We start from the raw sequence: 26796 nt of genomic DNA, 5'->3' as shown, positions 1-26796 counted from the left end.
CAGGCTAGTCGGGCCCGCGGCCGGGCGAAAGGCGGAAACCGGAAAAAAGCAAGGGCCCCCGTGCGACGTGCACGGAGGCCCCCGTCTCAGTGCCGGACGATCACTCGTCGCGGCTTTCCACCGTGTCCACCAGGCCCGAGTCCTCGGGCCCGAAGTCGATGACCTCGTCGGTCGGCGCAGCCAGTGCCGCCGCGGCTTCCGCCTCGGCGCGACGGGCGTCGATGACCTTCTGGTCGCGGTCGTGGGCGATCTTCTTGACGCGCGAGGTCGCCCCGCCCGTCCCGGCCGGGATCAGCCGGCCGACGATCACGTTCTCCTTCAGGCCGACGAGCTTGTCGCGCTTGCCCTGAACCGAGGCTTCGGTGAGCACGCGCGTCGTCTCCTGGAACGAGGCCGCCGAGATGAAGCTGCGGGTCTGCAGCGACGCCTTGGTGATCCCGAGCAGGATCGGCTCTGCCACCGCGGGACGCATCCCGTGCTGGATCGCCTTCTCGTTGGTCTCGTCAAGCTCGGCCTTGTCCACATGCTCGCCCTTGAGCAGCGTGGTCTCGCCCGAGTCGAGGATCTCGAACTTCTGCAGCATCTGCCGCACGATCACCTCGATGTGCTTGTCGTTGATCTTCACGCCCTGCAGTCGGTAGACCTCCTGCACCTCGTCGATCATGTAGTTGGCCAGCGCCTCGACCCCCATGATCCGCAGGATGTCGTGCGGAGCCGGGTTGCCGTCCATGATGTAGTCACCCTTCTGCACGAAGTCGCCTTCCTGCACCGGGATGTGCTTGCCTTTCGGCACCATGTATTCGACGGGCGTCAGCGTCTCGTCCACCGGCTCGATCGTGATGCGGCGCTTGTTCTTGTAGTCCTTGCCGAAGCGCACGTAGCCGTCGTTCTCGGCGATGATCGCGTGGTCCTTCGGACGACGGGCCTCGAACAGTTCCGCCACGCGGGGAAGACCCCCGGTGATGTCCTTGGTCCGGGCACCTTCGCGCGGGATACGCGCCACGACGTCGCCGGCGCGGACCGCCTGGCCGTCCTCGACCGAAAGGATCGCCTCCACCGACATCGGGTACGAGATCGGGTTGCCCGCCTCGTTCCGCATCGGATCGCCCGTCTCCGGATTCATGATGATGATTTCCGGTTTCAGGTCGCCGCCCTTCGGCGTCGAGCGCCAGTCGGACACGATCTTCTGCGTCATGCCGGTGGCTTCGTCGGTGTCCTCGCGAACCGAGATCCCCGAGATGAGGTCCACGAACCGCGCCACACCGTCCTTCTCGGCGATGATCGGCAGGGTATAGGGGTCCCATTCGAAGAGACGGTTGCCGCGCTTGACGGTCTGGCCGTCCTTCACGTGCACCTTGGCGCCGTAGGTGATCTTGTGGGTCGCGCGCTCCTGCCCCGCCTCGTCGATGATGGCGATCTGCATGTTGCGGCCCATGACGATCTGGTCGCCCGAGGCGGTCTCGAGCAGGTTCGGGTTCCGGAACTCGATCCGGCCCTCCTGGCTCGCTTCGAGGAACGACTGCTGGCCGCCCTGCGCGATGCCGCCGATGTGGAAGGTCCGCATCGTGAGCTGCGTGCCGGGTTCACCGATCGACTGGGCGGCGATGATGCCGACCGCCTCGCCGATGTTGACCAGCGTGCCTCGGGCAAGGTCGCGCCCGTAGCACATGGCGCAGACGCCCTCTTCCGCTTCACATGTCAGCGGCGAGCGGATGCGGACCAGCGCGACGTTCGCCTGATCGATCAGGTCGGCACGACGCTCGTCGATCAGCTCGCCCCTGGCCACGACCACCTCGTCGGTGCCCGGGACAAGGATGTCCTCGGCCGCGACACGACCCAGCACGCGCTCGGAGAGCGGGCTGACGACCTCGCCCTCGTTCACCGCCGCGGAGGCCGTGATCGCATTCTCGGTGCCGCAGTCGTGGCTGCGCACGATGCAGTCCTGTGCCACGTCCACCAGACGGCGGGTCAGGTAGCCCGAGTTCGCCGTCTTGAGCGCGGTGTCGGCCAGACCCTTCCGGGCGCCGTGAGTCGAGTTGAAGTACTCGAGCACGGTCAGGCCTTCCTTGAAGTTCGAGATGATCGGCGTCTCGATGATCTCGCCGTTCGGCTTGGCCATCAGGCCGCGCATCCCGCCCAGCTGCTTCATCTGCGCCGGCGAACCCCGCGCGCCCGAGTGGGACATCATGTAGACCGAGTTCGGCTCCTTCTCGGCGCCGGCGTCGTCATAACGCACGGCCGAGATCTCGGCCATCATCTCGCCCGCCACCTTGTCCGAGCATTTCGACCAGGCGTCGACGACCTTGTTGTACTTTTCGCCTTGGGTGATCAGGCCGTCCATGTACTGCTGCTCGAACTCCTTCACCTGATCGCGGACCTCGTTCACGATGGGCCACTTGGTGTCGGGGATGAGCATGTCGTCCTTGCCGAACGAGATGCCGGCCTTGAAGGCTTCGCGGAAGCCCATGCCCATGATCTGGTCGCAGAAGATCACCGACTCCTTCTGGCCGCAGTAGCGGTAGACGGTGTCGATGACGTTCTGCACGTCCTTCTTCCGCAGAAGCCGGTTGACCAGCTCGAAGGGCGCCTTGGCGTTCAGGGGCAGGAGGTTGCCCAGCCGCAGGCGGCCCGGGGTGGTCTCGTAGCGCCGGATGACCTCGTTGCCCTCGTCGTCGATCTGCTTGATCCGGGCGGTGATGCGGGCGTGCAGGTGCACCTCGCCGGCGGCAAGGGCATGCTCGACCTCTTCGACGGACGAGAAGGCCATGCCCTCGCCCTTCATGCCCTTGCGCTCCATCGTGGTGTAATAGAGGCCGAGGACCATGTCCTGCGACGGCACGATGATCGGCGCGCCGTTGGCGGGCGACAGCACGTTGTTCGTGGACATCATCAGCACGCGCGCTTCCAGCTGGGCTTCCAGCGAGAGCGGCACGTGGACGGCCATCTGGTCACCGTCGAAGTCGGCGTTGAAGGCCGAGCAGACCAGCGGGTGAAGCTGGATCGCCTTGCCCTCGATCAGGATCGGCTCGAACGCCTGGATGCCCAGACGGTGCAGCGTCGGCGCGCGGTTCAGCAGCACCGGGTGTTCGCGGATCACCTCGTCGAGGATGTCCCAGACCTCCGGGCGCTCCTTCTCGACCAGCTTCTTCGCCTGCTTCACCGTGCTGCTGAGGCCCTTGGCCTCCAGCCGCGAGTAGATGAACGGCTTGAACAGTTCGAGCGCCATCTTCTTCGGCAGGCCGCACTGGTGCAGCTTCAGCTCCGGCCCGGTCACGATGACCGAACGGCCCGAGAAGTCCACGCGCTTGCCGAGCAGGTTCTGGCGGAACCGGCCCTGCTTGCCCTTCAGCATGTCCGACAGCGACTTCAGCGGGCGCTTGTTGGTGCCCGTGATGACGCGGCCGCGGCGGCCGTTGTCGAACAGCGCGTCGACGGCTTCCTGCAACATCCGCTTTTCGTTGCGGACGATGATGTCCGGCGCGCGCAGCTCGATCAGCCGCTTGAGGCGGTTGTTCCGGTTGATGACGCGGCGGTAGAGGTCGTTGAGGTCGGACGTGGCGAAGCGGCCGCCGTCCAGCGGGACCAGCGGGCGCAGTTCCGGCGGGATCACCGGCAGCACGGTCAGGATCATCCACTCGGGCCGGTTACCCGACTCGAGGAACGATTCCACGATCTTGAGCCGCTTGATGATCTTCTTCGGCTTCAGTTCCCCGGTCGCCTCCTTCAACTCCTCGCGGAGCGTCTCGGCGGTCTGTTCGAGGTCGATGGCCGACAGCATCTCGCGGATCGCCTCGGCGCCGATGTTGGCGGTGAAGGCGTCGGCGCCGTACTGGTCCTGCGCGTCGAGGAACTCTTCCTCGGTCATCAGCTGGCCGTAGGTGAGGTCGGTCAGGCCCGGCTCGATGACGACGTAGTTCTCGAAGTAGAGGATGCGCTCGAGGTCACGCAGCGTCATGTCCAGCATGAGGCCGATGCGGGACGGCAGCGACTTCAGGAACCAGATGTGCGCGACCGGGGCGGCGAGCTCGATATGGCCCATCCGCTCGCGCCGCACCTTCTGGAGCGTCACTTCCACGCCGCACTTCTCGCAGACGACGCCGCGATACTTCATGCGCTTGTACTTGCCGCAAAGGCACTCGTAATCCTTGATCGGCCCGAAGATCCGGGCGCAGAACAGGCCGTCCCGCTCCGGCTTGAAGGTCCGGTAGTTGATCGTCTCGGGCTTCTTGATCTCGCCGTAGGACCACGAGAGGATCCGTTCCGGCGAGGCGAGCGAGATCTTGATCTCGTCGAAGGTCTTGACCGGCGCAACCGGGTTGAACGGGTTGGTCGAGAGTTCCTGGTTCATATCCTGATCCCTAAAAGGTTGCGGTCGAAGAACGGGGCGCTTCCCCGGGCGTCAGGCCCGGGGAAGCGCGCAACCGTCACTCTTCGTCCGCATCCAGGAGTTCCATGTTGAGGCCGAGGCCCCGCACTTCCTTGACGAGCACGTTGAACGACTCCGGGACACCCGCCTCGAAGTTGTCCTCGCCCTTGACGATCGACTCGTACATCTTGGTGCGGCCCGCCACGTCGTCCGACTTCACCGTCAGCATTTCCTGCAGGGTGTAGGCGGCGCCGTAGGCTTCGAGCGCCCAGACCTCCATCTCGCCGAGACGCTGGCCACCGAACTGCGCCTTCCCGCCCAGCGGCTGCTGGGTGACGAGCGAGTACGGCCCCGTGGAACGGGCGTGCAGCTTGTCGTCGACAAGGTGGTGCAGCTTCAGCATGTACTTCACGCCCACGGTGACCGGACGCGCGAACTGCTCGCCCGTGCGGCCGTCGAAGACGATGGACTGGCCGCTCTTGTCGAAGCCCGCCCGACGCAGCGCGTCGTTCACGTCCGGCTCCTTCGCGCCGTCGAAGACCGGGGTCGCGATCGGCACGCCCTTGGTCACGCGGCTGGCCATCTCGACCAGATCGTCCTCGTCACGGTCGGCGAAAGCGCCCTCGTAGGTCTCGTCGCCATAGGCCAGACGCATGGCTTCCTTGACCGGGGTCAGGTCGCCCGAGCGGCGGTACTGCTGCAGCGCCTCGTCGATCTGGATGCCAAGACCGCGCGCGGCCCAGCCCATGTGCGTCTCGAGGATCTGGCCGACGTTCATCCGCGACGGCACGCCGAGCGGGTTGAGCACGAGGTCGACATGCGTGCCGTCCGCAAGGAACGGCATGTCCTCGATCGGCACCACCTTCGAGATGACGCCCTTGTTGCCGTGACGGCCGGCCATCTTGTCGCCCGGCTGCAGCTTGCGCTTCACCGCGACGAACACCTTGACCATCTTCATCACGCCCGGAGGCAGGTCGTCGCCGCGGCGGACCTTCTCGACCTTGTCCTCGAAGCGGTGATCGAGCGCGCGCTTCTGCGCCTCGAACTGCTCGTGGAGGGCCTCGACTTCCTTCGCGTCGGCTTCCTCACCCAGCGCCAGCTGCCACCACTGCCCGCGCGAGAGCGTGGACAGAAGCTCGTCGTTGATCTCGGAGCCAGCGCGGATGCCCTTCGGACCCTTCACGGCAACCTTGCCCATGATCAGCGACTTGAGGCGCGCGTAGATGTTGCGCTCGAGGATCGCCAGCTCGTCGTCCCGGTCACGGGCCAGACGCTCGACCTCTTCGCGCTCGATCTGCAGCGCACGCTCGTCCTTGTCGACGCCGTGGCGGTTGAAGACCCGCACTTCCACGATCGTGCCATAGGCCCCCGGCGGCAGGCGCAGCGAGGTGTCGCGCACGTCCGACGCCTTTTCCCCGAAGATCGCGCGGAGGAGCTTTTCTTCCGGCGTCATCGGGCTTTCGCCCTTCGGGGTGATCTTGCCGACGAGGATGTCACCCGGCTGCACTTCAGCGCCGATGTAGACGATGCCCGCCTCGTCGAGGTTGCGCAGGGCTTCCTCGCCGACGTTCGGGATGTCGCGGGTGATCTCTTCCGGCCCGAGCTTGGTATCGCGGGCGGCGACCTCGTATTCCTCGATGTGGATCGAGGTATAGACGTCGTCGCGCAGGATGCGCTCGGAGATCAGGATCGAGTCCTCGTAGTTGTAGCCGTTCCACGGCATGAAGGCCACGACCACGTTCCGGCCAAGGGCGAGTTCGCCCATGTCGGTGCAAGGACCGTCGGCCACCACCTCGCCACGCGCGACGACGTCGCCCACCTTCACCAGCGGCCGCTGGTTGATGCAGGACGACTGGTTCGAGCGTTTGAACTTGCGCAGGCGGTAGATGTCGACGCCCGGCTCGCCCGGCTCCAGCATCTCGGTGGCGCGCACGACGATACGCGTCGCGTCCACCTGGTCGATCACGCCCGCACGGCGCGCCATGATGGCGGCGCCGCTGTCACGCGCCACCACGGCCTCGATCCCCGTGCCCACGAAGGGCGCGTCGGATTGCAGGAGCGGCACCGCCTGACGCTGCATGTTCGAGCCCATCAGCGCGCGGTTCGCGTCGTCGTTCTCGAGGAACGGGATCAGCGAGGCCGCGACCGACACGAGCTGCTTCGGCGACACGTCGATCAGGTCGATGGCATCCGGCGGGTTCAGCATGAACTCGCCCGCCTTCCGCGACGAGATCAGGTCGTCGGCAAAGCGGCCGTCCTCGTCCTGCGCCGCGTTGGCCTGCGCCACGGTGTGACGCATCTCCTCGGTCGCCGACATGTAGACGACCTCGTCGGTCACCTTGCCTTCGATCACCTTGCGGTAGGGGGTCTCGATGAAGCCGTACTTGTTCACGCGGGCGAAGGTCGCGAGGCTGTTGATCAGGCCGATGTTCTGACCTTCCGGCGTCTCGATCGGGCACATCCGGCCATAGTGGGTCGGGTGAACGTCGCGCACCTCGAAGCCCGCGCGCTCGCGGGTCAGACCGCCCGGCCCGAGGGCCGAGAGACGCCGCTTGTGGGTGACTTCCGACAGCGGGTTGGTCTGGTCCATGAACTGCGACAGCTGCGACGAGCCGAAGAACTCGCGCACGGCAGCCGCCGCCGGCTTCGCGTTGATCAGGTCCTGCGGCATGATCGTGTCGATCTCGACCGAGGACATCCGCTCCTTGATCGCGCGCTCCATGCGGAGCAGGCCCACGCGGTACTGGTTCTCCATCAGCTCGCCGACCGAGCGCACCCGGCGGTTGCCGAGGTGGTCGATGTCGTCGATCTCACCCTTGCCGTCGCGCAGTTCGGTCAGCGCCTTGATGCAGGCGATGATGTCGTCGCGGTCGAGCGTGCGCTGGGTGTCGGGCTTGCCGAGGTCCAGACGCATGTTCATCTTCACGCGGCCGACGGCCGACAGGTCGTAGCGCTCGCTGTCGAAGAACAGCGTGTCGAACAGGTTCGACGCGGCCTCGACGGTCGGCGGCTCGCCCGGACGCATCACGCGGTAGATGTCCATGAGCGCGGTATCGCGGCCCATGTTCTTGTCCGCCGCCATGGTGTTGCGGATGTAGGGGCCGACGTTGACGTTGTCGATGTCGAGCACCGGGATGTCGGTGATGCCCTGATCGAGCAGCAGCTTCAGCGTGCCGCCCTTCACCTCGCCGTCGCGGTCGTACTCCATCGTGAGTTCGTCACCGGCTTCGACCCAGATCTCGCCGGTTTCCTCGTTGATGATGTCACGCGCGACGTAGCGGCCGACGATGTGGTCGAACGGCACCAGAAGCTCGGTGATCTGGCCCTCGTCGATCCACTTCTTGACCATCCGCGGCGTGGCCTTCTCGCCCGCCTTCAGGATGACCTCGCCGGTGGCCGCGTCCACGAGGTCGTAGCTCGGCCGGGTGCCGCGCACACGCTCGGGGAAGAACCGGGTGACCCAGCCGCGGTTCTTCTGATACTTGAAGTCCACCGTCTCGTAATAGGCATCCATGATGCCTTCCTGATCCATGCCGAGGGCATAGAGCAGCGTCGTCACCGGCAGCTTCCGGCGGCGGTCGATGCGGGCGAAGACGATGTCCTTGGCGTCGAACTCGAAATCGAGCCACGAGCCGCGGTAGGGGATGATGCGGCAGGCGAAGAGCAGCTTGCCCGAGGAATGCGTCTTGCCCTTGTCGTGGTCAAAGAACACGCCAGGGGAGCGGTGCATCTGGCTGACGATCACGCGCTCGGTGCCGTTCACGATGAACGTGCCGTTCGCGGTCATCAGGGGCATGTCGCCCATGTAGACGTCCTGCTCCTTGATGTCCTTGACGGACCGCGCGCCCGTGGTCTCGTCGACATCGAACACGATCAGACGCAGGGTGACCTTCAGCGGCGCGGCATAGGTCATGTCGCGCTGCTGGCACTCGTCCACGTCATACTTCGGCTTCTCGAGCTCGTATTTCACGAACTCGAGCACGGCGGTCTCGTTGAAGTCCTTGATCGGGAAGACCGACTGGAAGACGCCCTGGATGCCTTCGCCATCGGCGGCCTTCGGGCCGTCGCCCGATTTCAGGAACAGATCGTAGGAGGATTTCTGAACCTCGATCAGGTTCGGCATCTCCAGCACTTCGCGGATCTTGCCGTAGTACCTGCGGATACGTTTCTGGCCAACGTAGCTCTGAGCCATGCTCGAAGTCACCTTTCGTTTTCGCGGGCGCACGTGCCGTCGGGCCACGGGCATGCGCCGCTTGCGAAGAAGGGGGGAGGTCCCATTCACGCCCGCCGTCCCACCGGAGGGCTCCCGAACCTCGAACCACGCCTTGGAAGGGGCTTCGGGCTGGAAGCCCCTTCCGAGACAGGTTCGGCTGGGCCCGACAATCCGTCGGACCCAGCCCGATTTCAACCGCTGGATGCGCGAGGCATCCGCGAGATTACTTCAGCTCGACTTTCGCGCCAGCTTCTTCGAGCTTCTTCTTCATGGCTTCGGCGTCGGCTTTCGAAGCGCCTTCCTTCACCTTGCCGCCAGCTTCCACGAGGTCCTTGGCTTCTTTCAGGCCGAGACCGGTGATCGCGCGCACTTCCTTGATCACGTTGATCTTGTTGGCGCCGGCGTCGGTCAGGACGACGTCGAACTCGGTCTTCTCTTCTTCGGCCGGGGCCGCGGCAGCGGCCGGGCCGGCAACCATGACGGCGCCGCCGGCGGCCGGCTCGATGCCGTACTTGTCTTTGAGGATCGTCTTCAGCTCTTGGGCTTCGAGCAGGGTCAGACCGACGATTTCTTCGGCGAGTTTGTTCAGATCAGCCATTTTCTGTTCCGTTCAGTTAGATGGGGTCCAACATGGTGGGCAACAACCCACGCAGGTCGACGAGATTGCTCAAGCGGCTTCCCGCTCCTCCAGGGTGGAGAGGATGCCGGCGATGTTCGAAGCAGGTGCGCCAATGGCCCCGGCGATGCTCGACGCGGGCGCACCGATGCACGACACGATCTGAGCGATGAGCTCTTCGCGCGACGGCATGGCGGCGACGGTCTTCACACCGGCCTGGTCCAGGATCGTGTCGCCCATTGCCCCGCCAAGGATCACGAACTTGTCGTTCTTCTTGGCATAGGCTTCCGCAACCTTCGCCGCAGCGACGGGGTCCTCGGAATAGGCCATCACGGTCATGCCCGTGAGCAGGTCACCCATCTTTTCGCAGGGTTGACCGGCAAGGGCGATCTTGGCGAGCCTGTTCTTGGCAACGCGCACGGACCCACCGACTTCGCGCATCTGCGCGCGCAGGTCCTGCATCTGAGCAACCGTGACGCCTGCGTAGTGTGCAACCACGACCACGCCAGAGCTTGCGAAGATCTGGCCGAGTTCCTCGACCACTTTCTCTTTCTGGGCTCTATCCACAGTTTCACTCCAAGTTTGGGGGTTTCCCCCCGGCTCACTTCTGCCCCGCGAGCGGGGCGTTCGGGTCCGCGATGTGGTCCCGAGCCAAGATCCGGCGGTTGCCCGCAAAAATCCTTCTCGATCCCCATCTCAGGCAGGACATTAAGAGGTCGCCCTCACCCGCCGTCTCGGACAGGACGGGGCGTTGCCGCCCCGTCATCCCGCGCGTTGCCGCGCGGAAATTCTCAGTGGCTCGTCGCCGAGCTCAGGTCGACCGAGACGCCCGGGCCCATGGTCGAGGACAGCGACACCTTCTTGAGGTAGGTGCCCTTCGCCCCGGCGGGCTTCGCGCGGTTCACGGCGTCCACGAAGGCGCGGACGTTCTGCGCGAGCTTCTCGGTGTCGAACGAGACCTTGCCGACGCCGGCGTGGATCACACCGGCCTTCTCGACCTTGAACTGGACCTCGCCGCCCTTGGCGTTGCCGACGGCGCCGGCCACGTCCATGGTCACCGTGCCGACCTTCGGGTTCGGCATCAGGTTGCGCGGGCCCAGGATCTTGCCCAGACGGCCGACGAGCGGCATCATGTCCGGGGTCGCGATGCAGCGGTCGAACTCGATCTTGCCCGACTGGATGGTCTCCATCAGGTCCTCGGCGCCGACGATGTCCGCACCGGCGGCCTTGGCCTCGTCAGCCTTGGCGCCGCGGGCGAAGACCGCCACGCGAACCGTCTTGCCCGTGCCGTTCGGCAGGGTGACGACGCCGCGAACCATCTGGTCGGCGTGACGCGGGTCGACGCCCAGGTTCATCGCGACTTCCAGCGTCTCGTCGAACTTGGCCGAGGCCGCCTGCTTGATCAGCGCAACCGCATCCTCGAGCGAGATCAGGTCCTTGCCGACGAAGGCTTCACGCGCCGCGCGCGTCCGTTTTCCAACCTTGGCCATGACTTACCCCTTGACCTCGATGCCGCAGGACTTGGCCGAGCCAAGGATGATCTGCATCGCCGCCTCGATGTCGTTGGCGTTCAGATCCTTCATCTTCGCTTCGGCGATCTTGCGGATCTGCGCCGCGGTCACCGTGCCCGCCACTTCGCGGCCCGGCTTGGTCGAGCCCTTCGGACGGTTGCGCTTGCCCACCGACGGAAGGCCCGCGGCCTTCTTCAGCATGTAGGAGGCCGGCGCCGTCTTCAGCTCGAGGCTGAACGACTTGTCCTGGTAGTAGGTGATGATGACCGGAGTGGGCGTGCCCGGCTCGATGTCGGCGGTCTTCGCGTTGAATTCCTTCACGAAGGCCATGATGTTCAGGCCGCGCTGACCCAGCGCCGGACCGACCGGCGGGGACGGGTTGGCTTGCCCCGCCTTCACTTGCAGCTTCAGCTGCCCGATGACTTTCTTGGCCATGTGGCCTCTCCTCTGTCACTGCCCCAGGGGGCGAGTTTAGTGGTCCGGTCCGTCACGCCCCACGGGCGCGCTCGCCTCCCACGCGATGCACGTCAGATGCCGCCCTTGGCGACCTGCGTGAATTCCAGCTCGACCGGGGTGGCCCGGCCGAAGATCGAGACGGTCACCTTGAGGCGCGAATGCTCTTCATCCACGTCCTCGACCATGCCCGAGAAGCCCTCGAACGGGCCGTCCGTCACCTTCACCGTCTCGCCGATGTCGTAGCGGATCAGGCTGCGCGGCTGCGCCTCGCCTTCCTCGACGCGGTTCAGGATCGTGTTCACTTCCGAGTCGCGCATCGGCATCGGCTTGCCCTGCGGCCCGAGGAACCCTGTCACCCGGTTGATCGAGGAGATCAGGTGGTAGCCGCGGTTCGACATTTCCATGTGCACCAGCACATAGCCCGGCATGAAACGACGCTCGGAGGTCACCTTCTTGCCGCGCCGGACCTCGATCACCTCTTCGGTCGGCACGAGAACCTCGTCGATCTCCTCCTGAAGACCGGCATCCGCCACGGCCGTCCGGATCTGCTCGGCGACCTTCTTCTCGAAGTTCGAGAGAACGCTCACCGAATACCAACGCTTCGCCATGCCTCAGCCTACCTCTTCGCGCGGGGCTTTCCCCGCATCTTCCGGCGGACAGGCGTCCGCCCCCAGAACAAAAAACAGCGCGCAACCCGAATCGCTGCGCGCCGGCCTCTGCCAAGTCACCGCCCGATTACAGGCAGGACCTCCGGCGATCAAGAACAAACGTCAGAAGCTGTTCAGAAGCAGGCTGAGCCCCTGACGGATGCCGAAATCCACCAGCGAGAAGAAGGTGGCCGTCAGCGCCGCCATGACGAAGACCATGATCGTGGTGAGCATCACCTCGCGGCGGCCGGGCCAGGTGACCTTGCCGACCTCGGAGCGCACCTGCGAAATGAACTGGAACGGATTCGCCTTGGCCATCGTCTCGTCCTGAATGAAGCGTCGCGCGGCAGATACGCCCTTGGCGGGCGAAGTTCAAGGCGTCAGGCGTTCTGCGGGAGAGGCTTGGCAGGAGTTGGGGGACTCGAACCCACGACCCTCGGTTTTGGAGACCGATGCTCTACCAACTGAGCTAAACTCCTAAGCCTGCCCGCGAGGTAAGACAGCCGCGGGACGAATGCAAGCCCGTTTTTGCGCCCTCGCGCGATTGCGATATGCCGCCGCAGGCTGTGCCCTTTCGGGACCGCCCGCTGACGCCCTGACCGCCCCGACAGGGCGCAACGGCCCGGCGCAGGGGGCCGCCAGCCGGAAAAGGGAAAGGGCGCGCGGGTTGCCCTGCGCGCCCTCCTCGCGATCCCGGCGGGATCAGGCGATGATTTTCGAGACGACGCCGGCGCCGACGGTGCGGCCGCCTTCACGGATGGCGAAGCGGAGCTTCTCTTCCATGGCGATCGGCGCGATCAGCTCGACGTTGAACTTCAGGTTGTCGCCCGGCATCACCATCTCGGTGCCTTCCGGCAGCTGAACCGTGCCGGTCACGTCGGTGGTGCGGAAGTAGAACTGCGGACGGTAGTTCGCGAAGAACGGGGTGTGGCGGCCGCCTTCCTCTTTCGTGAGGATGTAGGCCTCGGCCTCGAACTTCGTGTGCGGCTTCACCGAGCCGGGCTTGCACAGCACCTGGCCGCGCTCGATCCCGTCGCGGTCAACGCCACGCAGCAGCAGGCCCACGTTGTCGCCCGCCTCGCCCTGGTCGAGCAGCTTGCGGAACATCTCGACGCCGGTGCAGACCGTCTTCTTCGACGGGCGGATGCCGACGATCTCGAGTTCCTCGCCCACCTTCACCACGCCGCGCTCGATGCGGCCGGTGGCCACGGTGCCGCGGCCCGAGATCGAGAACACGTCCTCGACCGGCATCAGGAACGGCTGGTCCACGGCGCGGGCCGGGGTCGGGATGTACTCGTCAACGGCGGCGATCAGGGCGCGGATCGCGTCCTCGCCGATTTCCTTCTCGGTGCCGTTCATCGCATGCAGCGCCGAGCCCTTGATGATCGGGATGTCGTCGCCGGGGTAGTCGTAGGACGACAGGAGTTCGCGGATCTCCATCTCGACCAGCTCGAGAAGTTCCGGGTCATCGACCTGGTCGACCTTGTTCATGAACACGACCATGTAGGGGATGCCCACCTGGCGGCCGAGCAGGATGTGCTCGCGGGTCTGCGGCATCGGGCCGTCGGCGGCCGACACCACGAGGATCGCGCCGTCCATCTGGGCCGCGCCGGTGATCATGTTCTTCACGTAGTCGGCGTGGCCGGGGCAGTCGACGTGGGCGTAGTGGCGGGTGTCCGACTCGTATTCCACATGGGCGGTCGAGATCGTGATGCCGCGGGCGCGCTCTTCCGGGGCGCCGTCGATCTGGTCGTAGGCGCGGAATTCGCCGAAGTACTTGGTGATCGCGGCCGTCAGCGTCGTCTTGCCGTGGTCAACGTGGCCGATCGTGCCGATGTTGACGTGCGGTTTCGTCCGTTCGAATTTTGCCTTTGCCATTGGCGGAGCGCCTCGCGGATTGGGGGACGGCCCGAGGACGGTCGGGCAGCCCGTTCTACACGGCGGCGGAGTTATCCATTGGACAAGGGAAAATCAAGTATCACTTGTCCCCGCGCGGGTTCCGGGGCGGCTCGGGCGGCAGCGGCGGCAGGCCGAACCACTCGGGATGCTGGAGCAGCCAGGTCTCGACCCGCTTCGCCACGTTGTAGGCCAGCGCTTCCATCTGCTGCCCCTTCGTCTGGGTCAGCCCGGTGCCGATGATCGACTCGCCCGAGAGGCTTTCGAAGACCGTCATCTTCTCGCCCTCGGCGTTCAGTTTCCGCCCCGCCGCATCGTCCCAGATGTTCGCGGTGATCGCCACCACCGACTTCGGCGCCGCCACCACCGGAATGCCGGGCGGCGCCAGCGCATAGCCGTCGACGCTGATGCCGAGGTTGTAGAGCTTCGTGCCCTGATAGCGACCGAAGCGGTCGTCGATCGCCTTCTTCATGGCCGCCTCCCACTCCTCGACGCTCGCCGAGCGCGAGATCGGCACCTTCTGCACGTTGTCGGCCACGACGATGTTGAGCCCCAGCGCGAAGTCTCCCAGATCCGCCGGAGGGTCCTGGAGATCGTTCCTCTGGCACCCCGCCAGCAGGGCAAGCCCGAGGCAGAGCGCGGCAGCGCGGCGGGTCATGACGGCGTCCTTCCTGAGTGGCGCTCCGCCTTATCCCGCCGGCGATGCGTGCGCAACTCCGGCACCCGGTGCAGCCGCACCCCTCAGTTGAAGCGGTTGTCGCGCGGGAAGCCGCGGGGTGCCATCTTTCCGGCGCCGGCCCGGGGGCCCTTCCATTCCGCAAGGTCGGTCTCGGAGCGGGTGCGGCCGGCGGGGTCCTTCCAGACGAGGCCCTTCGCGATGTCGAAGGTGATCGCGTCGGCCAGCCCGCCGTCCTTGTATTTCTGCAGGCGGACGCCCTTGCCCTTCGCCATCTCGGGCAGTTCCTCGAGCGCGAAGACCAGAAGCTTGCGGTTCTCGCCCACCACCGCGACGTGATCCCCGCGCACAGGGCGGCAGATCGCGGTGCGCACGCCTTCCTTCATCGTCAGCACCGCCTTCCCGGCGCGGGTCTGGGCCAGCACCTCCTCGGACGGCACCACGAAACCGTCACCGGCGGAGGAGGCCAGCAACAGCTTCTCGCCCGGCCGCCAGATCATCAGGTCGGTGATCTCGGCCTCGTTCGGCAGGTCCACCATCAGGCGCACCGGCTCGCCCATGCCGCGGCCACCCGGCAGGCTCGCGCCGGTCAGGGTGTAGAAGCGGCCGTTCGAGCCGACCAGCAGCAGCCGGTCGGTCGTCTCGGCGTGGAACATGAAGCGCGGGGCGTCGCCGTCCTTGAACTTCACCTCGGCGTCGAGCGGCTGGTGGCCCTTCATCGCCCGGATCCAGCCCATCTTCGAGCAGATGACCGTGATCGGCTCGCGCTCGATCATGGCTTCCAGCGGCACCTCCTCGACCTCGCCCGCCTCGGCGAACTGGGTGCGGCGCGCGCCCGCCACGGTCCATTTGCCGAAGAGCTTCTGGATCTCCTTCAGGTCGGCGCCGATCCGGTCCCACTGGCGGGCCTCGCTGCCGATCAGCCCTTCCAGATCGGCACGCTCGGCCAGCAGCGCGTCCCGCTCGGCCAGCAGTTCCATCTCCTCGAGACGGCGCAGCGAGCGGAGGCGCATGTTCAGGATCGCCTCGGCCTGAACCTCGGTCAGATCGCCCGGACCCTCGCTCGGCCCGACATAGTCCTTCTCGGACGTCGCGCGCTTGAACTTGCGGCCCCATTTCTCGGCCATCAGCGCCCGCTTCGGCTCCGCGTCGTAGCGGATGATGTCGATCACCCGGTCGAGGTTGAGGTAGGCGACGATCAGGCCGCCCAGCACCTCGAGCCGGTGGTCGATCTTCTCCATCCGGTGCTGCGAGCGACGGATCAGCACCTCGCGCCGGTGGTCGAGGAAGGCGCGCAGCACCTCCTTGAGCGAGCAGACCTTCGGCGTTCGGCCGTCGATCAGCACGTTCATGTTCATCGAGAAGCGCACTTCCAGATCCGAGTTGCGGAAGAGCATCCCCATCAGCATCTCGGGATCGACGGTCCGGGCGCGCGGTTCCAGCACGATGCGCACGTCATCGGCGCTTTCGTCGCGGACATCGGCAAGCGCCGGGACCTTCTTGGTCTGGATCACCTCGGCCAGCCGCTCGATCAGCTTCGACTTCTGCACCTGATAGGGGATCTCGGTCACCACGATCTGCCAGGTGCCGCGGCCGAGATCCTCGACCTGCCACTTCGCCCGCAGCCGGAAGGCGCCGCGGCCGGTGCGGTAGGCGTCGAGGATCGAGGCAGGCGGCTCGACGATCACGCCTCCCGTGGGAAAGTCCGGTCCCGGGATCAGCCGCACCAGCGCCTCGTCGGCCAGGTCGGGATCGCGGATCATCGCGAGGCAGCCCTCGATCAGTTCGTCGAGGTTGTGCGGCGGGATGTTGGTGGCCATGCCGACCGCGATCCCCGAGGCGCCATTGGCCAGCAGGTTCGGGAAGGCCGCCGGCATCACGATCGGCTCTTCCAGCGTGCCGTCATAGTTCGGGCGGAAGTCCACCGCGTTCTCGGCCAGCCCTTCCATCAACAGTTCGGCGATGGGCGTCAGGCGGGCCTCGGTGTAGCGACTGGCGGCCGGATTGTCGCCGTCGATGTTGCCGAAGTTGCCCTGCCCGTCCACCAGCGGATAGCGGACGTTGAAATCCTGCGCGAGCCGCGCCATCGCGTCGTAGATCGCCGCGTCGCCATGCGGGTGATAGTTCCCCATCACGTCGCCCGCGATCTTCGCCGACTTGCGGAAGCCCCCCGTGGGCGACAACCGCAATTCGCGCATCGCGAACAGGATGCGGCGGTGAACCGGCTTCAGTCCGTCGCGCGCGTCGGGCAGCGCGCGGTGCATGATGGTCGAAAGCGCATAGGTCAGGTAGCGCTCGCCGATGGCACGGCGCAGCGGTTCCGAGGTGGTCAGCGGCTCTTGCGCGGGGTCTTCGGGCGTGTCGGTCATGGCCCCGTGTCTAGTCGCGGCGGTTGCATCGGTCCAGACGGAAAGGATGGCGCGGATCGGAGGCGGCAGAAACGGTCGCGCAACTGACGCATTGGCCTTCGCCGCGGTTCTCCCCTAACAGAAGCCCGACCTTCGGAGGGCAGTGGATGAAGAGCGTTCTGATCACGGGGTGTTCGTCGGGCATCGGCCTCGACGCCGCGCGCGGCCTCAGTGCCCGCGGCTGGCGGGTCTTCGCCACCTGCCGGAAGGAGGCCGATTGCGAGCGGCTGCGTGCCGAGGGGCTGGAAAGCTTCCGCCTCGACTATGACGACCCCGACAGCCTTGCCGCGGCCGTGGAGGAAGCCACCCGCCACACGGGCGGCACGCTGGATGCGCTTTACAACAACGGCGCCTTCGCCTGCCCCGGCGCGGTGGAGGATTTGCCGCGCGAGGCGCTGCGCGCCGTGCTCGAGACCAACATCGTCGGCGTCCACGACCTCACCCGCCGGGTGATCCCGGTCATGCGGCGGCAGGGCCACGGGCGGATCGTGAACTGCTCGTCGGTGCTGGGTTTTGTCGGCTATCCGTGGCGCGGCGCCTATGTGGCGTCGAAATACGCGATGGAGGGGCTGACCGATGTCCTTCGCCTCGAGATGTCGGACACCCCTATCCGGGTCGTGCTGCTGGAACCCGGCCCCATCGCCTCGAAGATCCGCGAGAACTCGATCCCGCATTTCGAGCGCTGGATCGACTGGCAAGCCTCGGCCCGCGCCGAGCAATACCGGCAGTCTCTGGTGAAGCGGCTCTACGAGGGCGGGCACGACCGCTGGCAGTTGCCGGCGTCCGCCGTGACGGAAAAGCTGATCGAGGCGCTGGAAAGCCCCTCCCCCCGCGCCCGCTACCGCATCACCGTCCCCAGCCGCACCGCATGGTTGCTGCGCCGGCTGCTGCCGACGCGCGCGCTCGACCGGGTGCTGTCGCGCGGCTGAAAGGGGTCGCTTTTTCGCCCCGATCCGCTACATGACGGCGACAATCCCGGAGGATGGTCATGCTGCAGGATCCGCTAACCGTCATCGTAGCGCTTGCCGTGGGCGGCGTTCTGGTGATCCTTGCGATCGGGATCGGCGGCTTCGCCCGCGGTGGAGACTTCAACCGCAAGCACGGCAACCGCCTCATGCGCTGGCGCATCATCGCACAGGCGGTGGCGATCGCGCTCATCCTCCTCATCGTCGCCGTTCGCCAATCCGGAGTTTTCTGATGGTCGTCCTTTCGAAGATCTACACCAAGACCGGCGACGCCGGCGAAACCGCGCTGGGCAACGGCGCCCGGGTGGCCAAGCATTCGACCCGCGTCCACGCCTACGGCACGGTGGACGAGACGAACGCAACCGTGGGCCTCGCGCGGCAACATGCGACGGGCGAGATGGAACTGGGCCTCGCCCGGATCTCGAACGACCTCTTCGACCTTGGCGCCGATCTCTGCCGCCCCGAGATGGAGCGCGACGCCGAGGCCGAGTTCCCCCCCTTGCGCATCCTCGCCGCCCAGGTGGGCCGGCTGGAGCGCGAGATCGACGCGATGAACGCCAGCCTGCAACCCCTGCGCAGCTTCATCCTGCCGGGAGGATCGGCGCTGGCGGCGCATCTCCATCTCTGCCGGACGGTCTGCCGCCGGGCCGAGCGCCTGACGGTGGAATTGGCCACCATGGAATCGGTCAACCCCGAGGCGGTGAAGTATCTCAACCGCCTGTCAGACTGGTTCTTCGTCGCCGGCCGCATGGCGAACGATGACGGCCGCGCCGACGTGCTCTGGGTTCCCGGCCTCACGCGTGGGGCATAAGGACGCAGACGGACGCGACGTCGAACGGGATTTCCCTGTCGGTTTTGGTCTGTTTTCGCTGTGCCGTTGCGGCTAACAACGGCGCGGAGAGTTTGCCCGCCATGGGCGGATGGAAGGGAGATTGCCACTGATGAAGGTACTGGTGCCTGTCAAGCGCGTGATCGACTACAACGTGAAGGTCCGCGTGAAGGCGGACGGCACGGGCGTCGATCTTGCCAACGTGAAGATGTCGATGAACCCGTTCGACGAAATCGCGGTCGAAGCGGCGATCCGTCTGCGCGAGGCCGGCACCGCGACCGAAGTCGTCGTGGTCTCGATCGGCGTCAAGCAGGCGCAGGAGACGCTGCGCACCGCCCTCGCCATGGGCGCCGACCGCGCGATCCTGATCGAGGCGGCCTCGGACGTGCATCAGGACATCGAGCCGCTGGCGGTCGCGAAGCTGCTCAAGGGCGTCGTGGATGCCGAACAGCCGGGCCTCGTGATCTGCGGCAAGCAGGCGATCGACAACGACATGAACGCCACCGGCCAGATGCTCTCGGCGCTGCTGGGCTGGAGCCAGGCGACCTTCGCCTCGGATCTGGCGATCGAGGGCGATGCGGCGGTCGTGACCCGCGAGGTCGATGGCGGGATGCAGACCATCAAGGTGAAGATGCCGACCATCGTCACCGTGGACCTGCGCATGAACGAGCCGCGCTATGCCTCGCTGCCCAACATCATGAAGGCCAAGAAGAAGCCGCTGGAGGAGAAGACGGCGGCCGACTACGGCGTCGATGTCACCCCGCGCCTGAGCGTGGTGAAGACCGCCGAGCCGGCGGGCCGCAAGGCCGGCGTCAAGGTCGGCTCGGTCGATGAGCTGATCGCGAAACTGAAAGACGAAGCGGGGGTGATCTGATGGCCGTTCTTCTGATTGCCGAAGTGACCGGCGGCACGCTGGGCGCGGATTCGACGGCGAAGGCGCTGACCGCAGCGAAGGCGCTGGGCGACGTGACGGTGCTGGTGGCGGGCTCGGGCGTCGATGCCGCCGCCGCCGAGGCCGCTCAGTTCGCCGGAGTTTCGAAGGTTCTCGCGGCGGATGAAGCCGCCTATGGCCACGGCCTCGCCGAGCCGCTGGCGGACCTCGTGCTGAGCCTTGCGCCCTCCTACAGCCACATCCTTGCCCCGGCGACCTCGGCGGCGAAGAACGTGCTGCCGCGCGTGGCCGCCCTGCTCGACGTGATGGTGCTGTCGGAGGTGACCGCCGTGATCGACGCCGACACGTTCGAGCGCCCGATCTACGCCGGCAACGCCGTGCAGACCGTGAAGTCGGCGGACGCGACCAAGGTCGCCACCATCCGCACCGCCACCTTCGAGGCGGCGGGCAAGGGCGGCTCGGCTCCGGTCGAGAAGATCGGCGCGGCGGGCGACAAGGGCCTGTCCTCCTGGGTCGAGGACAAGGTGGCGGCCTCGGACCGGCCGGAGCTGACTTCGGCGAAGATCGTCGTCTCGGGCGGCCGCGGCGTGGGTTCCGAAGAGAACTTCGCCATGATCGAGAAGCTGGCCGACAAGCTCGGGGCCGCGGTCGGCGCCTCGCGCGCGGCGGTGGACTCGGGCTATGCGCCGAACGACTGGCAGGTCGGCCAGACCGGCAAGGTCGTGGCGCCGCAGCTCTACATCGCCGTCGGCATCTCGGGCGCGATCCAGCACCTGGCCGGCATGAAGGATTCGAAGGTCATCGTCGCCATCAACAAGGACGAGGAGGCGCCGATCTTCCAGGTGGCCGACTACGGTCTCGTGGGCGACCTGTTCAGCCTCGTGCCGGAACTGACCGAGAAGCTCTGATCCGGCCAAGCCGTTGACATTGGACGGGCGCCCCTGGGGGCGCCCGTTTCACATCAGGCGCAGCAGCGCAGGCCCCAGCGCCGCGGCGATCTCGGCATGGACCGCAGGGCCCGGCACCTCGGCCGCGATCGGCGCATCGAGCGGGGGAAAGGTCATGCCCTCGGTGCCCTTCCGGCGCGCCTCCTCGGAGATCACCACCTCGAGATACTGGCTGGCATGGGGCCGCACCGCCGCGATCATCTCGGCATCCACAAGCAGCGGCGAGGTATCGGGCGTCAGCGGCCCCTCCCGCGACGGGGCATGGTCTGCGATCCAGAGAAGCAGGGTCTGCGATGGGATGCGCCCCAGCAACGTGCGCATCCGCGCCACCCAGGCCGCGCGAAGCTCGGCCGCGACCTGTGTGAACTTGTCGGGCGAGACGGCGTACAGCGTCTGGATCATGTGCCGGGTGAAGGTGAAGTCGGCGAAATCCACCTCGCGGTACATGGCGCGCAACACCGGCGAGGCGCTGAGGAACCGGTCGTTCCGGCGCGGATGCACCGAGTAGAGCCGGTTCGTCAGGTTCGCCGCGCCCACCACCTGCACCACGGCGATCTGCGCCTTGGCGGCGATCCCCGCCACGCTCGGATCGTTCAGATAGACGTCGATCCCGGCGTTCATGCAGGCCAGATTGACCATCCGGAGGCCCGTCGCCGCCTCCACCAGATCCGGGAAGGGCTGCGGCACGAACTTGCCATAGCTCTCGGTTCCGCCCAGCACGGCACAGAACGCGCCCTCGAGGCTGCGTCGCGGCCCCCGGAACAGCAGCTTCGATGTGCCATACCGGCACGGAAAATAGTCCAGGGCCCCTTCGCCCTGATATGCGAAAGCCATCACACCCACCATCGCAGTTCACCCGGAAGTCACGATGAGCGCGAGGCGTTGCCAAATGGCTAAAGGCTGCATTCGAACCGAAGTTTAGCCAGTCCCCGAACCGGCCGCGCCCTTGCGCCTGCCGCCGCGCGCCGCCTATTGTTCGCCCAGGTCAGCAGGAGTGAACCGATGGAGATCCACAAGGTCGGCGTGGTGGGCGCGGGGCAGATGGGCAGCGGCATCGCGCATGTCTTCTCGCTGGCCGGATACGAGGTGCTTCTGAACGACATCAGCGCCGAAGGGCTGCAGAAGGCGCTGAGCGGCATCGACCGCAACATGGAACGGCAGGTCGCCCGCGGCAAGATCACCGCCGAGGACAAGCTGGCGGCTCTCGGCCGGATCCGCACCACGATGACGCTGACCGACATCGCGAAGACCGACCTGGTGATCGAGGCCGCAACCGAGCGCGAGACAGTCAAGCAGGCGATCTTCGAGGACCTCGTGCCGCATCTCCTGCCCCACACCATCCTGACCTCGAACACCTCGTCGATCTCGATCACCCGGCTCGCCTCGCGCACCGACCGGCCCGAGCGGTTCATGGGCTTCCACTTCATGAACCCGGTGCCGGTGATGCAGCTGGTTGAACTGATCCGCGGCATCGCCACCGACGAGCCGACCTACCGGACCCTGCACGAGGTGGTGCGCCGCCTGGGCAAGACCGCCGCCAGCGCCGAGGACTTCCCGGCCTTCATCGTGAACCGCATCCTCGTGCCGATGATCAACGAAGCGGTCTATACGCTCTACGAGGGCGTGGGATCGGTGAAGTCGATCGACGAGTCGCTGAAGCTGGGGGCGAACCATCCGATGGGTCCGCTGGAACTGGCGGACTTCATCGGGCTCGACACCTGCCTTGCCATCATGAACGTTCTTCATGACGGGCTTGCCGATACCAAGTACCGGCCCTGCCCGCTGCTGGTGAAATACGTCGAGGCCGGATGGCTGGGCCGCAAGACCGAGCGCGGCTTCTACGACTACCGGGGCGGAACGCCGGTCCCGACGCGATAGCCGTCGCGCTACATCTCCTCGCCGAAACGGTCGGCCACGAGGCGCTGGAGCGCCTCGGCCAGGCCCTCGGCATCGGCACCCATGGTCTTCACCCGGATCGACGTGCCGCGCGACGCCGCGAGCATTAGCAGGCCCATGATCGAATCGCCCGAGACCACCATGCCGTCTTTGGACACCTCGGCCTGAGCGTCATGACGCTCGACCACCTCGACGAACTTGGCCGAGGCCCGCGCATGCAGGCCCTTCTCGTTCACGATCGTCAACTCGCGTTCGATCATCAGTCCGCCCCGCCGCCGAGGTCCAGGCTGTTGATGTACTTGCGACCCGCGTCGAGCGCGAGCGCCACCGCCTGCGGCACCGCAAGCTCCCGCGACTTGGCCAGCTTGATCAGCATGGGCAGATTGGCTCCGTAGATGATGCGTCGGTCCCGGCCCGCGCAGGCCGGCAGCGAGAGGTTCGAGGGCGAGCCGCCGAACATGTCCGTCACCACGACGACGCCGGCCCCGCGATCGACGGCGCGGGCGGCAGCGGTGATCTCGGCCTGCTTGGCGGCGCGGTCGTGGTCGTCCTCGATGGCGATGGCGGCCATGGCCTCCTGCTTGCCTACGACATGCTCGACCGCCGAGAGATACTCCCGCGCCAGCCCGCCGTGCGCAACGATGACGATACCGATCACGCCTTCTCACCCTGATGCGTGGGGAGCACCGCGGCCGCCCTGCGTTCGAGTTCCCTGTGCCGTTTTGACACCGGCCAGCCGGCCTCTGCAAGGACATTGCCAAGACGTTCGGCCACCGCCACCGAACGGTGCTGGCCGCCGGTGCAGCCGAAGCCGATCGAAAGATGCGCCTTGCCCTCCTGCAACTGCGCCGGCAGCAGGAACAGCACGAGGTCGCAGAGCTTCCCGAAGAACGGCGCGAAGCGGGGATCGGAGCCGATGTAGTCGGCCACCGCAGCATCGCGCCCGTCGAGGCTGCGCAGGCTCTCGACCCAGTAGGGGTTCTTCAGGAATCGGCAGTCGAAGATCATGTCCACTCCGCGCGGAACCCCCCGCTTGTAGGAGAAGGACTGCACCGATACCGCAAGACGTGTCGCCGCACCCCGGTCGAACCAGTGCGCGAGATCGGACTTCAGGTCATGGGGCGACATCTCGGAGGTGTCGATCAGATGGTCGGCGCGGGCACGGATCGGCGCGAGCAGGTCGATTTCGCGCTCCACGCCCTCGCTCGGGGTCTCGGCCGGGGCGAGGGGATGGCGGCGGCGGGTCTGGTTGTAGCGGCGGATGAGTTCCGAGGCAGAACAGTCGATGTAGAGCACTTCCAGCGATACCCGCGGGTCCTGCGTCAACGTGTCGATCAGTTCGATCAGCGCGGTGGCGTTGAAGTCGCGGTTGCGCACGTCGAGGCCAAGCGCGATCGGCCGGCCGATCGACGGCCCCTCGATCAGGCGCGGCACGAAGGACAGCGGCAGGTTGTCGATGACCTCGTAGCCCATGTCCTCGAGCGCGTTGATCGCGGTCGTGCGACCGGCACCCGAAGGGCCGGTGACCAGCACGAGCCGGTATTCCTGCACGGGCTCCACCATAAGGTCCAAGTCTCTTCGCTCTCAGGCCACCCGCCCCGACTTCAGGCGGAGCAGCAGCGCTGAGGAAAAATGGCTTCCTTCCTGTCCAAGCACAAGGTCAACGGGCAATCCGAGCACCTGAATGTTACGCCAGTGTGGCAAACGCTCCGTCTCGCGCTGCCCGAGGTCGACCGCTAGAACCACTCGCGCTTCGTGAACGGCGGGGCATTTCAGCAGGCCGATGCCGCGCGCCTCGATCATCCCGGCGATGGGCGGCGGGCAGCGCGCGACCAGCAGGTCGCCCCGACGCTCCACCTCCGTCTGGTCGTCGGCCACCAGCGCCGCGCCGAGGGCGATCAGTTCAAGTGCCAGCGACGACTTGCCCGACCCGGAGGGCCCCATGATCAGCAGCGCCCTGTCCCCGACCGCGACGCAACTGGCATGGAGCAGATCGCGCCCGGCCTCGGTCACACGGGCAGGCCCACGACGAAGCGCGCGCCCAGCGGCTCGGAGGTGATGTCGGCATTGGTCGGGCGGATGTTCTCGGCCCAGATCACGCCGCCATGCGCCTCGACGATCTGCTTCGAGATCGCGAGGCCGAGGCCCGAGTGGTTGCCGAACTGGCCCTCGGGCCGCTCGGAATAGAAGCGCCGGAAGATCTTGGTCAGTGCCTGTTCCGGGATGCCCGGCCCGGTATCCTCGACCACCACGAGAACGCGGTTCTCGCGCCGGCGCGCCCAGACGCGGACGGCGTCGCCCTCTTCGCAGAACGACAGGGCATTGGTGATCAGGTTGACGAAGACCTGCGCCAGCCGCGCCTCGAGTCCGCGGATGCAGATGGGCTCGGTCGGCAGGTCGGTGATGAAATCCACCCCGCGCTCGGCCGCCTGCTTGCCGAGATATTCGCCAAGGTTCGAGATCGTGCGCAGGAGGTCGAACTCTTCCTCCTCCTCCTTCACGAGTTCGCTGTCCAGCCGCGAGGCGTTGGAGATGTCGCTGACCAGCCGGTCGAGCCGCCGCACGTCATGTTCGATCACGTCGAGCAACCTTTCGCGCTGATCCTCGCGCTTCGCCAGCCGAAGCGTGCCCACGGCCGACCGCAGCGAGGCCAGCGGGTTCTTGATCTCGTGCGCCACGTCCGCGGCGAACTGCTCGTTCGCGTCGATGCGGTCGTAGAGCGCGGCCACCATGCCGCGCATCGCGATGGAGAGCCGGCCGATCTCGTCCGGCCGTGCCGTCAGGTCGGGGATGCGCACCCGTCCCGGCGCCATCTTCCGTGCGTCGCGGTCGCGGCCAAGCTCGGCCGCCGCCGCAAGATCGGCCAGCGGGTTCGCGATGGTCGAAGCCAGCACGAGACTGAGCCCGATCGAGACGAAGAGTGCGACCACGAACATCTGCAGGATCTGCTCTCGCTCGTAGCGCACGAGGCGGTCGATCTCGCCGGCGGCGGAGGTGATCGCCACCACGCCCACGATCTCCTCGCCCTGCCGGATCGGCGTCGCGACCGAGAAGAGCGCCCCGCCATCCACGTCGAGTCCGGTGTTGATCGTCGTCCGCCCGTCGAGCGCCCCCGCATAGACCTGACGGGCCAGATCCTCGGCGTCGATCTCGGGCTGCGGGTCATCGCCATAGGACAGCACGCGCGAGACCGTCTCCCACACGGCGTTCAGGAAATCGGTGATGAAGGTCGAGCGTGCCTCGTCCCGCCCCGCCTTGGGCGCCTGCCCCTGCGCCGAGGCGAGCACCGCGCCGCCCGGATCGAACACGAAGAGATCGATGGCCGGATCGACCGCGACCGCCGCCAGCGTGCCGGCGACATCGAGGTCAGCCTCCGGCCCCAGCGAATCGAGGCGCGCCTCGAACACGTTCGCCACCAGCTGCGCCTCGGAGACGAGGGCCCGCTCGCGCTGGAGGACGAGGTTCTCGCGGAACGGGTTGGTGAACAGCACGCCCGAGACCTGGATCACCAGAGCGAGCAGGTTGAAGATGATGATCTTGCGCGCCAGCGGCGAGCGGTTCAGCGAGACGATCCCGCGTCGCCCCCGGGTCTTCTGCAGGGCAGGGTCGGCCTTCTCGTCCGGCGCGATCCAGTCCTCGCCCAGCAGCACGTCGCCCGGTTTCGGCTGGACCGGCGAGGCGGCGGTCTGGTCCCGGCCGAAGGAGGAGGCGGCGGTCATGTGGGCCCGTCACTCCTCGTTGTAGCGGTAGCCGATGCCGTAGAGCGTCTCGATGGCGGAAAACTCGGGGTCTGCCGTGCGCATCTTCTTGCGCAGGCGCTTGATGTGGCTGTCGATCGTGCGGTCGTCGACATAGACCTGATCGTCATAGGCCACATCCATCAGCTGGTCGCGGCTCTTGACGAAGCCGGGGCGCTGCGCCAGCGCCTGCAGCAGCAGGAATTCGGTCACCGTGAGCGAGACGTCGCTGCCCTTCCAGCTGACCGCATGGCGGAGCGGGTCCATCCGCAGGTTGCCCCGCTCGAGGATGCGATTCTCTTCCTGCGTTTCCGTCTCGCCGCCCGACAGCGCCTCCTGCCGGCGCAGGAGCGCGCGGATCCGCTCGACCAGCAGGCGCTGCGAGAAGGGCTTCTTGACGTAGTCGTCCGCCCCCATGCGCAGGCCCAGCACCTCGTCGATCTCGTCGTCCTTCGAGGTGAGGAAGATCACCGGCATCGTGGTTTTCTGCCGCAGACGCTGCAGCAGATCCATCCCGTCCATCCGCGGCATCTTGATGTCGAGCACCGCCATGTCCGGCATGCGCTTGTTGAAGGCGTCCAAGGCGGACTGACCGTCATTGTAGGTCTCGACCTCGAACCCCTCGGCCTCCAAGGTCATGGCGACCGAGGTCAGGATGTTCCGGTCATCGTCCACGAGAGCGATCCTAGACATTATCCCAACCCCAAACAGACTGCATTCCCAAATTCGCTGCATGATCCT

24 protein-coding genes and 1 tRNA gene are annotated in these 26796 nt (G+C 66.5%); 6 read left to right on the top strand and 19 right to left on the bottom strand.

From position 1 onward, the window contains the following. Positions 1 to 100 precede the first annotated feature (100 nt). The 12 genes from rpoC to parC form a co-directional block, all read right to left on the bottom strand. Positions 101 to 4348 carry a DNA-directed RNA polymerase subunit beta' gene (gene rpoC / locus CK951_RS01960; protein ID WP_096784567.1) on the bottom strand — a complete coding sequence of 1416 codons (4248 nt, stop codon included), beginning with the start codon at positions 4346 to 4348 and terminating at the stop codon, positions 101 to 103. Between the two features lie 76 nt (positions 4349 to 4424). Then, entirely contained in the window at positions 4425 to 8558 is a 4134-nt protein-coding gene (gene rpoB / locus CK951_RS01955; RefSeq protein WP_096784566.1) for a DNA-directed RNA polymerase subunit beta, read from the bottom strand. A 244-nt stretch (positions 8559 to 8802) separates the two neighbouring features. After that, positions 8803 to 9177 (bottom strand): 50S ribosomal protein L7/L12, encoded by a 375-nt coding sequence (gene rplL / locus CK951_RS01950; RefSeq protein WP_096784565.1) that lies wholly within the window; start codon positions 9175 to 9177, stop codon positions 8803 to 8805. Positions 9178 to 9246: 69 nt separating this feature from the next. After that, entirely contained in the window at positions 9247 to 9762 is a 516-nt protein-coding gene (gene rplJ, locus CK951_RS01945) for a 50S ribosomal protein L10 (protein ID WP_096784564.1), read from the bottom strand. 224 nt (positions 9763 to 9986) lie between these two features. After that, a complete protein-coding gene (rplA, locus tag CK951_RS01940; protein ID WP_096784563.1) occupies positions 9987 to 10685 on the bottom strand; it encodes a 50S ribosomal protein L1 in 699 nt (232 codons plus the stop codon). A gap of 3 nt (positions 10686 to 10688) precedes the next feature. Next, positions 10689 to 11141 carry a 50S ribosomal protein L11 gene (gene rplK / locus CK951_RS01935; protein ID WP_096784562.1) on the bottom strand — a complete coding sequence of 151 codons (453 nt, stop codon included), beginning with the start codon at positions 11139 to 11141 and terminating at the stop codon, positions 10689 to 10691. A gap of 92 nt (positions 11142 to 11233) precedes the next feature. Further along, positions 11234 to 11770 (bottom strand): transcription termination/antitermination protein NusG, encoded by a 537-nt coding sequence (nusG, locus tag CK951_RS01930; RefSeq protein ID WP_096784561.1) that lies wholly within the window; start codon positions 11768 to 11770, stop codon positions 11234 to 11236. A 162-nt stretch (positions 11771 to 11932) separates the two neighbouring features. Beyond that, on the bottom strand, positions 11933 to 12127 hold the full coding sequence (gene secE / locus CK951_RS01925; protein ID WP_096784560.1) for a preprotein translocase subunit SecE: 195 nt from the start codon (positions 12125 to 12127) through the stop codon (positions 11933 to 11935). An 85-nt stretch (positions 12128 to 12212) separates the two neighbouring features. After that, positions 12213 to 12288 (bottom strand) — tRNA-Trp (locus tag CK951_RS01920). 223 nt (positions 12289 to 12511) lie between these two features. Continuing rightward, positions 12512 to 13687 (bottom strand): elongation factor Tu, encoded by a 1176-nt coding sequence (gene tuf / locus CK951_RS01915; protein WP_096784559.1) that lies wholly within the window; start codon positions 13685 to 13687, stop codon positions 12512 to 12514. A 100-nt stretch (positions 13688 to 13787) separates the two neighbouring features. Further along, a complete protein-coding gene (locus CK951_RS01910; protein ID WP_096784558.1) occupies positions 13788 to 14363 on the bottom strand; it encodes a hypothetical protein in 576 nt (191 codons plus the stop codon). 83 nt (positions 14364 to 14446) lie between these two features. After that, positions 14447 to 16750: a DNA topoisomerase IV subunit A gene (gene parC, locus CK951_RS01905; RefSeq protein ID WP_096784557.1), complete on the bottom strand. Its 2304-nt coding sequence runs from the start codon at positions 16748 to 16750 to the stop codon at positions 14447 to 14449. Positions 16751 to 16896: 146 nt separating this feature from the next. Between parC and CK951_RS01900 the strand changes: the two genes are divergently transcribed. The 5 genes from CK951_RS01900 to CK951_RS01880 all read left to right on the top strand — a co-directional run bounded on the left by CK951_RS01900 (position 16897) and on the right by CK951_RS01880 (position 20383). Further along, positions 16897 to 17718: an SDR family NAD(P)-dependent oxidoreductase gene (locus tag CK951_RS01900; protein ID WP_096784556.1), complete on the top strand. Its 822-nt coding sequence runs from the start codon at positions 16897 to 16899 to the stop codon at positions 17716 to 17718. 59 nt (positions 17719 to 17777) lie between these two features. Continuing rightward, a complete protein-coding gene (locus CK951_RS01895) occupies positions 17778 to 17987 on the top strand; it encodes a twin transmembrane helix small protein (protein WP_096784555.1) in 210 nt (69 codons plus the stop codon). Then, the gene (locus CK951_RS01890; RefSeq protein WP_096784554.1) at positions 17987 to 18565 is read left to right on the top strand and encodes a cob(I)yrinic acid a,c-diamide adenosyltransferase; all 579 of its coding nucleotides are present in this window, start codon (positions 17987 to 17989) and stop codon (positions 18563 to 18565) included. Before CK951_RS01895 ends, CK951_RS01890 begins: the two co-directional genes overlap by 1 nt. A 130-nt stretch (positions 18566 to 18695) precedes the next feature. After that, positions 18696 to 19457 carry an electron transfer flavoprotein subunit beta/FixA family protein gene (locus CK951_RS01885; RefSeq protein WP_096784553.1) on the top strand — a complete coding sequence of 254 codons (762 nt, stop codon included), beginning with the start codon at positions 18696 to 18698 and terminating at the stop codon, positions 19455 to 19457. Then, positions 19457 to 20383, top strand: coding sequence for an electron transfer flavoprotein subunit alpha/FixB family protein (locus CK951_RS01880; protein ID WP_096784552.1), 927 nt, complete (start codon positions 19457 to 19459; stop codon positions 20381 to 20383). The genes CK951_RS01885 and CK951_RS01880 overlap by 1 nt, the downstream gene beginning before the upstream one ends. A gap of 48 nt (positions 20384 to 20431) precedes the next feature. Here CK951_RS01880 and CK951_RS01875 read toward each other — a convergent pair whose 3' ends face one another. Continuing rightward, positions 20432 to 21256 (bottom strand): DUF6473 family protein, encoded by an 825-nt coding sequence (locus tag CK951_RS01875; protein ID WP_096787134.1) that lies wholly within the window; start codon positions 21254 to 21256, stop codon positions 20432 to 20434. Positions 21257 to 21424: 168 nt separating this feature from the next. On the opposite strand from CK951_RS01875, the gene CK951_RS01870 reads away from it, so the two are divergent. Beyond that, on the top strand, positions 21425 to 22300 hold the full coding sequence (locus CK951_RS01870) for a 3-hydroxybutyryl-CoA dehydrogenase (protein ID WP_096784551.1): 876 nt from the start codon (positions 21425 to 21427) through the stop codon (positions 22298 to 22300). Positions 22301 to 22308: 8 nt separating this feature from the next. Here CK951_RS01870 and CK951_RS01865 read toward each other — a convergent pair whose 3' ends face one another. The 6 genes from CK951_RS01865 to CK951_RS01840 are packed head-to-tail and all read right to left on the bottom strand — an operon-like array spanning position 22309 to position 26748. Further along, positions 22309 to 22578: an HPr family phosphocarrier protein gene (locus CK951_RS01865; protein ID WP_096784550.1), complete on the bottom strand. Its 270-nt coding sequence runs from the start codon at positions 22576 to 22578 to the stop codon at positions 22309 to 22311. Then, on the bottom strand, positions 22578 to 22976 hold the full coding sequence (locus tag CK951_RS01860) for a PTS sugar transporter subunit IIA (protein WP_096784549.1): 399 nt from the start codon (positions 22974 to 22976) through the stop codon (positions 22578 to 22580). The genes CK951_RS01865 and CK951_RS01860 overlap by 1 nt, the downstream gene beginning before the upstream one ends. Further along, on the bottom strand, positions 22973 to 23881 hold the full coding sequence (gene rapZ, locus CK951_RS01855) for an RNase adapter RapZ (protein ID WP_096784548.1): 909 nt from the start codon (positions 23879 to 23881) through the stop codon (positions 22973 to 22975). Before rapZ ends, CK951_RS01860 begins: the two co-directional genes overlap by 4 nt. A gap of 21 nt (positions 23882 to 23902) precedes the next feature. After that, the gene (locus tag CK951_RS01850) at positions 23903 to 24331 is read right to left on the bottom strand and encodes an HPr kinase/phosphorylase (protein WP_096784547.1); all 429 of its coding nucleotides are present in this window, start codon (positions 24329 to 24331) and stop codon (positions 23903 to 23905) included. Continuing rightward, positions 24328 to 26037 carry a sensor histidine kinase gene (locus CK951_RS01845; protein ID WP_096784546.1) on the bottom strand — a complete coding sequence of 570 codons (1710 nt, stop codon included), beginning with the start codon at positions 26035 to 26037 and terminating at the stop codon, positions 24328 to 24330. The genes CK951_RS01850 and CK951_RS01845 overlap by 4 nt, the downstream gene beginning before the upstream one ends. 9 nt (positions 26038 to 26046) lie before the next feature. Then, a complete protein-coding gene (locus CK951_RS01840; RefSeq protein ID WP_096784545.1) occupies positions 26047 to 26748 on the bottom strand; it encodes a response regulator transcription factor in 702 nt (233 codons plus the stop codon). Positions 26749 to 26796: the final 48 nt, after the last annotated feature.

Origin of the sequence: Rhodobacter sp. CZR27 (genome assembly GCF_002407205.1) — a bacterium.
GTDB lineage: Bacteria > Pseudomonadota > Alphaproteobacteria > Rhodobacterales > Rhodobacteraceae > Cereibacter_A.
Note: the sequence above shows the minus strand (reverse complement) of the source record. Positions and strands in the feature narration are given on the sequence as shown.